Origin of the sequence: uncultured Halorubrum sp. (assembly GCF_937146585.1) — an archaeon.
Classification (GTDB): domain Archaea; phylum Halobacteriota; class Halobacteria; order Halobacteriales; family Haloferacaceae; genus Halorubrum; species Halorubrum miltondacostae.
Map to the genome: position 1 here is coordinate 1 of NZ_CAKZRO010000150.1, position 12,422 is coordinate 12,422.

At 71.8% G+C, this 12,422-nt stretch carries 10 protein-coding genes and 1 pseudogene; 5 read left to right on the forward strand and 6 right to left on the reverse strand.

What is annotated here, in order from left to right; translation table 11 throughout:
* Positions 1 to 218: 218 nt before the first annotated feature.
* The 3 genes from Q0116_RS12660 (at position 219) to Q0116_RS12670 (ending at position 4,220) form a co-directional block, all read left to right on the forward strand.
* Positions 219 to 665 carry a hypothetical protein gene (locus Q0116_RS12660; protein ID WP_297888954.1) on the forward strand — a complete coding sequence of 149 codons (447 nt, stop codon included), beginning with the start codon at positions 219 to 221 and terminating at the stop codon, positions 663 to 665.
* 154 nt (positions 666 to 819) lie between these two features.
* A complete protein-coding gene (locus Q0116_RS12665; RefSeq protein WP_297888957.1) occupies positions 820 to 1,605 on the forward strand; it encodes a 23S rRNA (uridine(2552)-2'-O)-methyltransferase in 786 nt (261 codons plus the stop codon).
* A 113-nt stretch (positions 1,606 to 1,718) separates the two neighbouring features.
* Positions 1,719 to 4,220, forward strand: coding sequence for an extracellular solute-binding protein (locus tag Q0116_RS12670; RefSeq protein ID WP_297888960.1), 2,502 nt, complete (start codon positions 1,719 to 1,721; stop codon positions 4,218 to 4,220).
* 43 nt (positions 4,221 to 4,263) lie between these two features.
* On the opposite strand, the gene Q0116_RS12675 is transcribed toward Q0116_RS12670, so the two are convergent.
* The 6 genes from Q0116_RS12675 to Q0116_RS12700 form a co-directional block, all read right to left on the reverse strand.
* On the reverse strand, positions 4,264 to 4,827 hold the full coding sequence (locus Q0116_RS12675) for a dihydrofolate reductase (RefSeq protein ID WP_297888963.1): 564 nt from the start codon (positions 4,825 to 4,827) through the stop codon (positions 4,264 to 4,266).
* A gap of 40 nt (positions 4,828 to 4,867) precedes the next feature.
* Positions 4,868 to 5,926 carry an ornithine cyclodeaminase family protein gene (locus Q0116_RS12680; protein WP_297888966.1) on the reverse strand — a complete coding sequence of 353 codons (1,059 nt, stop codon included), beginning with the start codon at positions 5,924 to 5,926 and terminating at the stop codon, positions 4,868 to 4,870.
* Positions 5,927 to 5,946: 20 nt separating this feature from the next.
* A complete protein-coding gene (locus Q0116_RS12685; protein ID WP_297888969.1) occupies positions 5,947 to 7,395 on the reverse strand; it encodes a glycerate kinase in 1,449 nt (482 codons plus the stop codon).
* 95 nt (positions 7,396 to 7,490) lie between these two features.
* A complete protein-coding gene (locus Q0116_RS12690) occupies positions 7,491 to 8,870 on the reverse strand; it encodes an NCS2 family permease (protein ID WP_297888971.1) in 1,380 nt (459 codons plus the stop codon).
* A gap of 126 nt (positions 8,871 to 8,996) precedes the next feature.
* On the reverse strand, positions 8,997 to 9,710 hold the full coding sequence (locus tag Q0116_RS12695; RefSeq protein WP_297888974.1) for a phosphoribosyltransferase family protein: 714 nt from the start codon (positions 9,708 to 9,710) through the stop codon (positions 8,997 to 8,999).
* Positions 9,711 to 9,863: 153 nt separating this feature from the next.
* Positions 9,864 to 10,319 carry a hypothetical protein gene (locus tag Q0116_RS12700; protein WP_297888977.1) on the reverse strand — a complete coding sequence of 152 codons (456 nt, stop codon included), beginning with the start codon at positions 10,317 to 10,319 and terminating at the stop codon, positions 9,864 to 9,866.
* A 183-nt stretch (positions 10,320 to 10,502) separates the two neighbouring features.
* Here Q0116_RS12700 and Q0116_RS12705 point away from each other — a divergent pair, with 183 nt between their 5' ends.
* The gene (locus Q0116_RS12705) at positions 10,503 to 12,131 is read left to right on the forward strand and encodes an ABC transporter substrate-binding protein (RefSeq protein WP_297888979.1); all 1,629 of its coding nucleotides are present in this window, start codon (positions 10,503 to 10,505) and stop codon (positions 12,129 to 12,131) included.
* A 30-nt stretch (positions 12,132 to 12,161) separates the two neighbouring features.
* Positions 12,162 to 12,422: pseudogene (locus Q0116_RS12710) on the forward strand (peptide ABC transporter permease); the annotation flags it as partial.

Consider the following 12,422-nt stretch of genomic DNA (forward strand, 5'->3'; position numbering starts at 1 on the left):
AGGGTCCGATCCGAGCAAGCGGCGAGAGATTCGACCGTCGACCCGACGGACGACGGTTCGGCCGCGACGGACGACGCCTCGGACGGGAACCCGACCCGCCTCGACGGGCGCGTGTCGGTCGACGGCCGCGACTCGGCGTGATCCGGCCGCAGGCGGCGCGTCCGACTCGCGGCTGACTGAGATTTTTCAGTGTGGCTTGTGTACACATTTCACCCGAAATGACGCCCCCCGCGTCCGGTTCGCTCGACCCCGGTGGTATCGACGTCGAGGCGGTGGACTCGATAGACGGGCCTCGGCTCCGGCCGACGGCGTCCGCGAGCGACCGCCCGAGCCCCGGGGGGCGGCCCGAGGCGGCCCGAGGCGACGCCGACGTGTACGCGACCGACGTAGATCCGTCCGCCGAACGGGTCCGAGCGCTCGAAGCGGAGGTGGCGGCGCTCGAAGCGGAGGTGGCGGCGCTCGAGGCGGAGGTCGAGTCGAAGGAGCGACAGCGGCAGCAGGTGATCGACACCTACGAATCGATCGTCGAGGCCGATCGCGTGACGGACCCTGCGCCCGAGTCCACCCCCGACGACTCGGCGGAGACCGCCGGGTGGCAACCGCTCGCCGCGGTCGCGTCCCGCGTCCGGCGGGTCGCGGCGCGGCTACGGCGCTGGCGGACGTGACTGCCCCGCGCAGGCGCTCCGCCGGGTCGAATCGGAATCGCTCGGCTCGCCCCGCATCCGACGTTCATTTCCCGGTCGCCCCCGTCGTTACGGGTATGAGCGCTACCTCCACCCCGATCTCGGTGGCCCCGCGTCCGCCTGCGGTGATGACGCCATGAGCGGGAAAGACGACTACTACAACCGATCCAAACAGCAGGGGTACCGCGCCCGGTCCGCCTACAAGCTGAAACAGCTCGACGAGGAGGCGGACCTGCTCGCCCCCGGCGACACCGTGGTCGACCTCGGGGCCGCGCCCGGCGGGTGGCTCCAGGTCGCCGCCGAGGAAGTCGGCGAGAGCGGCACCGTCGTCGGCGTCGACCTCCAGCGCATCGAGGACCTCGACGAGGGCGACGTCGAGACGATCCGCGGAGACATGACCGAAGAGCGCACCCGACACTACCTGCGCGAGGCGGTCGGCGAGCGCGGCGCCGACGTCGTCGCGAGCGACATGGCCCCGAACATGACCGGCGAGTACTCGCTCGACCACGCCCGCTCGGTCCACCTCGCGCGGCAGGCGCTCGACACCGCCGACGAGCTGCTCGCGACCGGCGGCGACTTCGTCGTGAAGGTGTTCCAGGGCGAGGACCTCGACGCCTTCCGCGACGACGTGAGCGAGTCGTTCCAGTACGTCCGGACCGTCTCGCCGCCCGCCTCGCGGGACGCCTCCTCCGAGGTGTACCTCGTCGCGAAAGGGTACACGACCTCGCCGGTCGCCGCGGGCGACCGCGTCGAGGTGACGATAGAGGAGGAGGGCGACGAGGGGGACGGTATCGCCTACGTCGACGGCTACACCCTGTTCGTCGACGCCGACGTCGGGGAGACGCTCGCGGTCGAGGTCACCGACGTCAAGCCGCGCTTCGGCTTCGCGGAGCCCGTCGACGGCGCGGAACCGTCGGCCTGAGCCGGCGCGGTCGGTCGGTCCCGCCCGTGAGTTCGCCTCCGCCCGCCCGGTCGCTATCAGGCGGAATAATCTGACTCTCGATGTTATATACCCCCGCGGGCGAGTGACGACAAATGGACAGTGACGACGCGCGCTCCGGCCCCGATCGCGGTGCCGTCGACGGCGACCGCTCGACGGCGACGACCGACCCCGACGCGACCACCGACGGCGGCGTCTCGTCGGAGACGACGCCCCCGCCGAGAGCGCCCGACGGCGACGTGCCGACCGAGGCGTTCCGGGAGGTCGCCGACCGGCTCGCCGACGGCGACCTCGGGGCGCGGTTCCCGGCCGCGGAGGCCGACGGCGAGGCGGCGGCGCTCGCGGCGACGCTCAACGAGTTCGTCGAGGGGGTCGCGGAGACGGTGTCCGACGTCGACGGCTTCGGCGACGAGGTCGCGGGCGCGACCGAGCACGTCCGGTCGAACGTCGACCGGGCGACGGCGCAGAGCGACGAGGTGTTCGCCGCGGTCGACGACATCGAGGCGGCCGCGGCCCGCCAGCGCGACGACATCGAGGCCGCGACGGGCGAGCTCCAGACCGTCTCGGCCGCCACCGAGGAGGTCGCCGCCTCCGCGGACCAGGTGGCCGAGACCGCGGCCGACGTCGCCGAACGGGCCGACGAGGGGACCGACGCCGCGACGACCGCGATCGAGGACCTCCGCGTCGTCGACGAGCGCACCGAGGAGGCCCTCGAACGGGTCGAGACGCTGGAGTCGGAGGTCGCGGCGATCGAGGACGTCACCGACCTGATCCAGGACATCGCGGACGAGACGAACATCCTCGCGCTCAACGCCTCGATCGAGGCCGCCCGCGCCGGCGAGGCCGGGGCCGGCTTCGAGGTGGTCGCGGAGGAGGTCAAGGGCCTCGCGGAGGAGGCGCGGGAGGCGACCAGCGAGATCGAGTCGTCGATACGGTCGGTGCGCGCGGAGACGGACGCGACCGTCGAGGAGATGGCCGAGATGCGCGAGCGCGCCGACGAGGGGATCCGCACGGCCGAGGCGGCGCTGGAGGCGTTCACCGACCTCGCCGGCGACGTTTCGGAGACGACGAGCGGCGTCGCGGAGATCCGCGACGCGACCGACGACCAGGCGACCTCGATCGAGGCGGTGGTCGACGCCGTCGAGTCGGTCGGCGACCTCGCCGAGGAGACGGTCGCGGAGGCGGGCGACGCCACCGCGGTCGCGCACGCCCAGAAGACGTCGCTGGCGGAGGTGGCCGCCGGCGCGTCGACGCTCGCCGACCGCACCGGCACCTTAGACGACGCGCTCGACGCGTACGACGCCGACGGGACCGCGGCCGACGACGCGGTCGTCCTCGACTTCTGGCACGCGTTCGGCGGCCGGAAGGCGCGGCTCCTCGACGAGTTCGCGGCCGAGTTCGCCGCCGAGACCGACGGGATCGCGGTGCGACCCGCCTCGAAGGGGAGCTACCGCGGCGTGTTCGAGGCGACGCTCGCGGCGGCGGACCGGGGCGAGCCGCCGGCGATCGCCCACCTCTACGAGATCGGGACCCAGCGCGCGCTCGACAGCGGGGCGTTCGCGCCCGTCGAGCGCCTCCTCGACGCGAACGCGGGCCGGACCGGCGGCGCCGCCGGGAGCGGTCCCGGCGTCGGCCTCGATCCCGACGACCTGCTCGACCCCGTCGCGAACTACTACCGGACGGACGGGGTGCTCCACTCGATGCCGTTCAACGCGTCGACGCCCGTGCTGTACTACGACCGGGCGGCGTTCGAGCGCGCCGGCTTAGACCCCGACGACCCGCCGGAGACGTTCGACGAGGTCCGCCGCTGCGCCGAGCGGCTCGTCGACAGCGGCGCGACCGAGACGGGGATCACGTTCGCGACGTACTCGTGGTTCATCGAGCAGTGGTTCGCCGAGGCCGGCGAGCCCCTCGTCGACGCCGACAACGGTCGGGGCGGCACGCCGACCGAGAGCCGGTTCGACGGCCCGGTCGGCGAGCGGATCTACCGCTGGCTCGCCGAGATGGCCGCTGACGGGCTGTACCACGACCCCGGCATCGAGGCCCGCGGGCAGGCCCGGGAGGCGTTCCGGGAGGGGCGCGCCGGGATGCTCATCGGGTCCACCTCCGCGATGGTCGGCGTCCGCGAGGGCGCCCCCTTCCCGGTCGGCGTCGGCTACTTCCCGGTCGCCGACGAGCGGCACGGGGTCGTCGTCGGCGGGGGATCGCTGTGGGTCGCGGACGGCGCGTCGCCGCGGGAGCAGCGCGCCGCCGCGGCGTTCCTCGGCTGGCTCGCAGCCCCGGAGCGGCAGGCGCGCTGGCACCGCGAGACCGGCTACTTCCCGGTCCACGAGGGCGCGGTCGATCGGCTCGACCGCGACGGCTGGTTCGACGAGAACCCCGGCTACCGCACCGCGATAGCCCAGCTGCTCGACGCCGAGCACTCGACCGCCACGACGGGCGCCCGGATCGGCCCGTTTGACACGGTCCGGACGCTCGCCGCGCAGGCGTCGGTCGACGCCCGCGAACACGGGGTCGAGTCCGCTGTCGAGCGACTCGCCGACAGCACCGCCGTCCAGCTCGAACGCTACGCGGCCGAGCGCGACGGCGGGGCGTAGGCGCCGACGCGGGCGGTCGGCTCGGGGCCGGGCGCGCGGCCGCTCACCGCCCCCGACGGACCCACTCGCGCAGCGTGAACCGGTCGTACGCCGTCTCCGCCGCCACCTCCCACTCCGCCTCGTCCCACTCCGGGTAGTACGTGTCCCCGTCGAACGCGCCCTCGACGTGGCTGAGGGCCATCCCGTCGAGGTGCGGCTGGAACAGCTCGTAGATGCCGCCGCCGCCGAGGACGTAGACCGTCTCGTCCCCCCCGTCCGGCGCCTCGACCGACCCCGACGCCGGACCGGTCTCGGCGGGCACGCGCTCCCGCTCGGCGGGAACGTCCCCGACGACGTCGCGGGCCGCCGCGAGCGCCTCCTCGACGCCGCTCGCGACGAGCGCCGTCGGCGCGTCGACCGCGTCGACGCTCCGGCTCACGACGATCTGGCGGCTTCCGGGCAGGTCGCCGCGCATCGAGTCGAACGTGCGTCGGCCGAGGATCACCGGTGACTCCGCGACGCGCTCGCGGTACTGCCGCACGTCCGCCTCGATGTGCGGCCACGGCACCTCGCCGTCTCTCCCGATCACCCGGTTCTCCGCGAGCGCCGCGACGCTGACGAGTCTCACGGCCAGCGTACGCGGCGAGGACTCAAAAGCGGCCCGTCGTTCAGCCGTCGAGGCCGAGCAGGTCGAACGGGTACCCGTTGTCCAGCTCGTCGGCGCGCTCGTAGACGACGCGCGCGGCCGCCACGTCCTGGATCGCGAGGCCGGTCGAGTCGAAGACGCTGACGCCGCTCACGCCGTCGGCGTCCGCCGGGGTGCCCGGCGTGCCGGGCCGCCCCGCCCGGTGACCGACGACGATCTCGCCGATCTCGCCGTAGATGTCGTCGTCGGTGAGCGTCCCTTCCGCGTAGGGGACGTTGATCTCGCCCGAGTGGGTACACTGCTCGTGGTCGTCGATGACGATCGTGGCGTCGGTGAGGAGCTCGTCGGCGAGCTCGTGTTTCCCCGCCGCGTCCGCGCCCATCGCGTTGACGTGCGTGTGGTCCCCCACGTCATCGGGGCCGACGATCGGGCTCTCGACCGGCGTCACCGTCGAGAGGACGTCGCAGTGGCCGGCCTCCGCGACGGAGCCGGCGCGCACGTCGAACCGGTCCCCGAAGGCGTCGAGGAAGTCGGCGACGCGCTCCTCGTCGAGGTCGCTCACGACCACCTCCTCGATGTCGCGCACCGCGGCGATCGCCTCCAGCTGCGTGTACGACTGGACGCCCGCGCCGACGATCCCGAGCGAGCTCGCGTCGGGGACGGCGAGGTGGTCGGTCGCGACCGCGGCGGCCGCGCCGGTGCGTTTCATCGTCAGCGTCGTGCCGTCGAGGACCGCGAGCGGGAACGCCGTCTCGGGGTTGGAGTAGATCATCGTCCCCATCACGGTCGGGAGGTCGTGGTCGCCGGGGTTGTCGGTGTGGACGTTCACCCACTTGATCCCGGCCGCGTCCCACCCCTCGCCGGTCTCCGTCTCCTCGGCGACGTCGCCCTCGTTGACGTCGAGGTAGGCGGGCATCGACCGGAAGTCGCCGTTGTACTCGGGAAGGTCGATGTACGACTTCGCCGGCATCTTGGCGTTGCCGCGCTCGTAGGCCGTGAACGCGCCGCGGACCGCGTCGATCACGCGGTCCATCTCGGCGTTCTCGTCCACGTCGTCCGCGTTGAGGAGCAGCGTCTGCATGTCGCAGAATTTGCCGGACGCTACTTAGTCCCTTCCGAACGCGACTCGCCCGCCGGAATTACGGAGACCCGGAGGTCGTTGACGTTCGTCCCGGTGGGCCCCGTTCGGAGCAGCGCGCCCGCCTCGTCGAGCGCCGGATGGGCGTCGTGCGCGTCGAGCGCCGCCGCGGCCGCGTCGCGGCTCAGGGCCCGCTCTGGGCCGTCGCCGACGAGGCGGTCGTCGATCAGCGCGCCCGCCGCGTCGGTCGCCCCGTCGATCCCGTCGGTGTCGACGCTCGCGACGACGACGCCGTCGCCCGCCGCGCCCGCGTCGGCGAGTTCGACCGCCGCCGACAGCGCGAACTCCTCGTTCGGCCCGCCCCGGCCGGGGTCGTCGCCGAGCGTCACCGTCACCTCGCCGGCCGCGAGCACGACCGCCGGCGGCTCGACCGGCTCGCCGACCGCCCGGCACTGCTCGGCGACCGCCGCGTGGGTCTTCGCCGCCTCCCGCGCCTCGCCGCGCACCCGCGAGGAGAGGACGAGCGGCTCGTACCCCCGCGCCGCCGCGACCTCGCGGGCCGCGTCCAGCGCCGTGCGCGCGTTCGCGACGACCGAGACCGCGACCCCGTCGAACGCCGGGTCGCCCGGCTTCGGCGACTCCGCGACCGCGCCCGCCGCGCCCCGGTCGAGGCGGTCGGTCGCGGCGCCCGGCGCGTCGATCCCGTACCGGTCGAGCACCGCCAGCGCGTCCGCGTACGTCGTCGGGTCGGGCGAGAGGGGGCCGCTCGCGATCACGCCCGGGTCGTCGCCGGTCACGTCGCTGATCGCGAGGCCGAGCGCGTCGGCGGGCGCGACCGCCCGCGCCAGCCCGCCGCCCTTCACCGCCGAGAGGTGCTTCCGGACGGCGTTGATCTCCGCTATCGTCGCGCCGCTGGCGAGGAGCGCCTCGGTCGTCTCGCGTAGGGCGTCGAGTCCGACCCCGTCGGCGGGCGCGGCCAACAGTGCGCTCCCGCCGCCCGTGAGCAGGCCGATCACGAGGTCGTCCTCGTCGGCGTCGGCCGCGAGCGCGCGGACCCGCCGGGCGCTCTCCACGCCCGCCTCGCTCGGGGTCGGGTGGTCGCCGGGGAGCACCGCGATCCGCTTCGTCTCGACCGGGTCGTCCGTGACGACCGCCCCGTCGTCGATCCGGTCGCCGAGGCGGCGCTCGACCGCGGCCGCGAAGTGCCCAGCCGCGTTGCCGGCCCCGACGACCACCACGCGGTCGTACGTAGCGAGGTCGCGGGTAACCGTCGCGCCGTCGACGCCCGTGACCGCGAGCCGGTCGCCGTCGAGCGAGAGCGCGTCCGCGACGACCCGCTCCGGGTGCGCCGCCTCGATTCCCGCGAGCACGCAGTCGAGCGCGAGATCGCTGACCGGGTCGCTCGCGTGTCGCTCGCGGTCGGCGACGGTCACGGCCGCGCCGTCGGTGGCGTCGTCGGGTGCGTCGGCCATGCGTCGGATCGCCTTCGTCTCCGTCCCGAGGCGACAAGAGGGCTCGGGATGGGCGTCGAGGCGACCGACAGGAAGTGACCGGCGAAACGCCCGCCTCAGAGGATGTAGCCGCCGGTGGAGAGGACGTAGTAGGCGGCCAACAGCAGCGCGATGGCGTACTGCCCGAGCGCGACGTCGTCGCCCTCGCCCACCGCGAGCTTGATGGCCGGGTACGCGACGATGCCGGCCGCCAGCCCGTCGGCGATGGAGTAGGCGAACGGCATCACGGTGACCGTGAGCCCGGCGGAGACGGCCCACGCGGGGTCGGTCCAGTCGACCTCGGTGAGCCCCTGGAGCATTATCACGCCGACGACGATCAGCGCGATGAAGGAGGCGTACGCGGGGATCGCGGCCACGAGCGGGATCACGACGAGCGACGCGATAAAGAGGAGCGCGACGACCAGGGCGGTCAGCCCGGTGCGACCGCCCTCCTCGACGCCGGTCGACGACTCGATGTACGTCGTCACCGTCGAGGTGCCGACGACCGCGCCGAAGGTGGTGCCGACCGCGTCGGCCATCAGCGGGCGGTCCATGTCGGGCAAGTCGCCGTCCTCGTCGAGGAAGTCACCGAACTGCGAGACGCCGATGAGCGTCCCGGCGGTGTCGAAGAAGTCGACGAAGAAGAACGTGAACACGACCAGCACGAAGGTGAGCGGGTCGATTCCGGAGAGCCCGTCGACGAACGCCCCCGCCAGCGGGGTGATGTCGTACTGCGCCGACGGCAGGCTCTCGGGCGTGACCGTTCCGCGACTGAAGACGCCGCCGAGGGTGAGCGCCCACCCCGCGAGCGCGGTGGTGAGGACGCCGAGGATGATCGCGCCGGTGATGTTCCGCGCCCACAGCACGAACGTGAGCACGAGTCCGAGCACGCCGAGGATCGCCCACGGGTTAGCGAAGACGCTCCCGAGCGCGACGAGCGTCGCCTCGTCGTTGACGACGATCTGGAGTTCCTGAAGTCCGATGAAAAGCAGGAACAGCCCAATACCGGCCCCGACCGCCCGTTTCACCGGCTCGGGGAACAGCTGAATCACGTACTCGCGGGCGCCGACGGCGGTCAGGGCGATGAACAGGACGCCCTCGACGAACACCGCGGCGAGCGCCGTCTGCCACGGGACGCCGAGTCCGAGCACGACCGTGTACGCGAAGAAGGCGTTGAGTCCCAGCCCCGGTGCGAGCCCGAACGGCCGGTTGGCGTACAGCGCCATCACGGTCGTCCCGACCGCCGCCGAGAGGATCGTCGCGATGGCGATCATCTGGAACACCTCGCCTTGGCCGTACCCCTCGATCTGGATCGCCTCCGAGAGGATGGCGGGGTTCACGACGATGATGTACGACATCGCGAGGAACGTCGTGAGCCCGGCGACCAGTTCCGTCCGGACGTCCGACCCGTGCGACTCCACGTCGAACCGCGCAGCCAGCGTGTCTGAAAGCCCCATTGAACGGGTGAGTGTTCCCGGCGATCGAGTGATAAGCCTTGCTGAACGTGGCGACAATCGATCCGTATGTGTGGATCGAAAACGCGAAAGCGCGGGTTTTTTCCGGAAGAGTATGCGCGAACGTGGCTACTCGAACGTCGTGAGCGCCCCGACCGGGGCGTCCGTGATTTCGCGCGCGCGGTCCATCCCCTCGTCGCCGACGGCGATGAGGGCGAACACGCCGGTGACGTCCGCGTCGCCCTGGAGGGCGATGTCCAAGAGGAGCTCCTGCGTCTCGCCGGACCGGATCAGGTCGTCGACGACGAGAACCGTGTCGCCGGCGTTGACCGCGCTCGCGGGGAGGTAGTAGGTGAGCTCGATGCCGGACGCGAGCCGCTGGCGCGACTCGATGAACTCCTCGACCGCGGTCTCCTTCGACTTCTTGGCGTACGCGAGCCGCGCGTCGAAGAAGGAGGCCATCGCCGCGCCCAGCGTGATCCCGTCGGTCGCGGCCGTCAGCACCACGTCCGGCGACTCGAACTCGAACGTCTCCGCGGCCACCGGGGCCACCAGGTCGAGGAACGACTGGTCGAAGACGACGCCGGAGTTGTCGACGTACCCCTCGTCGTCGAACTCGACGCGCGCGACCAGTTCGTCGGCCAGCGCCTCGCGGCCGACGGACTCGACGACCTCGCTCGCGCGGTCGGTGCCGGGCAGGACGTGCCCGTTCACGTAGCGGTTCAGATCGCCCGCGGGCAGTCCCGTCACCGCTGACAGCTCCTCGTACGTCCGCGTCTCCTTCAGCATCCGCAACACGGCGACCGCCTGTAGCTGGAGGGCCGCCTTCTCTGCGCGATTCATACCGATGATCGCGATCGCACAACTATGAATACGTCGAAGTAGATCGCGGCACTGATACCCACGAGCGTGGGTCTCACGACGACCGTTCCGAGGCTCGGACCGGTGTGCTCGCAACCCCGTGCCTCCCGCCTCGCGTCGACCGTCCCGGCCGCCTCACGCCTCCGGCGCGTCGAAGAACACCGCGGGGTCGTCGATCGCGATCTCGACGTGATCCCGGTCGTCGAGGGGGCGCAGCCGCACGGTGAGCGTCCCCGCCGCCTCGGCGGCCGCGCGCAGCGGGGCGAGGCCGTCGTCCCCGAGGTAGGTCGGGACGCAGAGCGCCACCTCGGCCGCGTCGTCGGTCGCGACGACCAGGCGGTACGCGACCCCGCCGGCCGCGCCGGCGTACACGTCGACGCCGTCGATCGCGGCCTCGTCGACCGCCTCCAGCGCCGCCTCGAACTCCGACCCGGGCAACAGCACGTCGATCCGGGCGGCGTCCGCGACGGGGTTCACCTGCCCGGGGTGGCCCGCGACCGCGGTCCAGCCGCGCTCTCGGTACGCCGCCGCCGTCGACTCCGCGTCCTCCTCGACCGCCGCCCACCGCGGTCCGGGATCGGCTCCGTCCATGTCTCCCGCCTACCGCCCACGCTCCTACATAACCGTCGGTTTTCGCTTCGCTCCGTTTCCCCTCCGTTCCCCGCGCCGTCGCCGCCGATCCGCCGCCCTACTGTCAGCGGACCGCTAGCAGTCGGCCCGAAAGGGGCCGCCTCTGCCGGTAGGTTCATAACGCTCTGTCGTATGGGATCGCCTATGCCTACTGACAACGACACTCACGTCAACAGGCGGACGATGCTCAAGTACGCCGGCACGGCCGGTGCGGTCGGTCTCGCGGGCTGTGCCGGCGACGGCTCGGACGGGTCCGACGGCTCGGACGGAAGCGACGGGATGGACGGCGACGACGGCTCGGACGGGTCCGACGGCGACGACGGGATGGACGAAGCCTTCGAGCTCGGCGTCACGATGGGCCAGATGGACTCCGGGCTCGACCCGCAGGACCACGCCGAGACGAACACCGAGATCATCGTCGGTCAACTGTACGAGGGGCTCCTCGACCGCGACAAGCAGGGCGGCATCATCGCCGGCCTCGCGGACGAGTGGGAGCGCACCGACGACGGCAGCGTCCGGTTCATGCTGCGCGACGGGCTCACCTTCCACAACGGCGACGAGGTCACGCCCGAGGACGTCCGCTTCAGCATCCGCCGGATCGTCTTCGAGGACGTCGGCATCGTCAGCCCGCAGTCCAACGACCTCGGTTCGGTCTCGGAGGTCACGACCGGCGACGGGCAGGTGACCGTCTCCTTCGAGGGGTTCAACCCGATCGCCTTCCAGCTGTTCGCGACCAACGGCCCGATCATGCAGCAGTCGTGGGTCGAGGAGAACGGCGGCGACTACATCAACCGGAACGCCAACGGCACGGGGCCCTTCCGGCTCACGAACTACGAGTCGGGGAATCAGGTGGTCTACGAGCCGAACGAGGAGTACTGGGACGGCGCCCCCGAGGTCGACGAGCTCACGATGAGCGCCTCCAGCGAGTCGAGCACGCGGGTCAACCAGCTGCTCGCCGAGGAGACCGACATCGTGACCAACGTCCCGCCGAACGAGGTGTCGCGGGTCAACGGCTCGGACGTGGCGACGATCAACTCCGTGCCGAGCGCGCGGATCATCTTCCTCCAGATGCGCTACGACGTGGAGCCGTTCTCCAGCCAGCAGTTCCGGCAGGCGATGAACCACGCGGTCGACGTCGAGAGCATCATCGAGAACGTGCTCAACGGATTCGGGAACCTCACCGCCCAGCCGACCCTCGACGGCCACGTCGGCTACAACCCCGACATCGACCCGTACCCGTACGACCCTGAGGAGGCCGAGCGGCTCGTCGAGGAGTCCGGTCACGCGGGCGTCGAGATCACCCTCGAGACGCCGATCGGTCGGTACCTCCGGGACGTGGAGATCGCGCAGGCGGCGGCCAGCCAGATCGATTCGCTGTCGAACGTCTCCTGTGAGGTCGAGCAGCGCGAGTTCTCCGCGCTCGTCCAGGACGTCACCGCGCCGAACATCGAGGACCGCCCCCACTTCAACCTCCTCGGCTGGGGCAACGGGGAGTTCGACGGCAGTCAGACTCTGACGCCGCTGCTCTCCTCCGAGGGCGCGCTGACGGTGCTGAAGAACGACGAGCTCGACGGGCTGCTCACGGACGCCGAGGCGACCGAGGACCCCGACGAGCGCGTCGACATCCTCCAGGAGGCGAACCAGCTCGCCCACGACCTCGCGCCGTGGGTGTTCATGCACCAGCAGTTCAGCGTCTACGGCGTCTCCAGCGACATCTCCTGGGAGCCGCGGGCCGACGAGTTCATCGACCCGGACACCGCGACGCAGCAGTAACGTCGTCTCTACCCGTCAACACCGTTATTAATGTCATTCGGACGATTCGCACTCAAAAGAAGCCTCCAGGGGATCGGCGTCGTATGGGGCGTCGTCACCGTCGTGTTTGCGCTCCGGTTCGTCACGCCGGGCAGCCCGATCAACGCGGTCGCGCCGCTCGACGCCACGCAGGAGACGCGACAGGCCATCGCCGCTGAACTGGGGCTCAACCAGCCGCTGTACGTCCAGTACGGCCAGTACGTCTTCGAACTGCTCCAGGGCGACATGGGTCGCTCGTACATCCGCGGGCAG

Bases quoted from the DNA above. Each gene is read 5' to 3' on its own strand.
- Q0116_RS12660 (WP_297888954.1), top strand. From the start codon at position 219: ATGACGCCCCCCGCGTCCGGTTCGCTCGACCCCGGTGGTATCGACGTC.
- Q0116_RS12665 (WP_297888957.1), top strand. From the start codon at position 820: ATGAGCGGGAAAGACGACTACTACAACCGATCCAAACAGCAGGGGTAC.
- Q0116_RS12670 (WP_297888960.1), top strand. From the start codon at position 1,719: ATGGACAGTGACGACGCGCGCTCCGGCCCCGATCGCGGTGCCGTCGAC.
- Q0116_RS12680 (WP_297888966.1), bottom strand. From the start codon at position 5,926: ATGCAGACGCTGCTCCTCAACGCGGACGACGTGGACGAGAACGCCGAG.
- Q0116_RS12685 (WP_297888969.1), bottom strand. From the start codon at position 7,395: ATGGCCGACGCACCCGACGACGCCACCGACGGCGCGGCCGTGACCGTC.
- Q0116_RS12690 (WP_297888971.1), bottom strand. From the start codon at position 8,870: ATGGGGCTTTCAGACACGCTGGCTGCGCGGTTCGACGTGGAGTCGCAC.
- Q0116_RS12695 (WP_297888974.1), bottom strand. From the start codon at position 9,710: ATGAATCGCGCAGAGAAGGCGGCCCTCCAGCTACAGGCGGTCGCCGTG.
- Q0116_RS12700 (WP_297888977.1), bottom strand. From the start codon at position 10,319: ATGGACGGAGCCGATCCCGGACCGCGGTGGGCGGCGGTCGAGGAGGAC.
- Q0116_RS12705 (WP_297888979.1), top strand. From the start codon at position 10,503: ATGCCTACTGACAACGACACTCACGTCAACAGGCGGACGATGCTCAAG.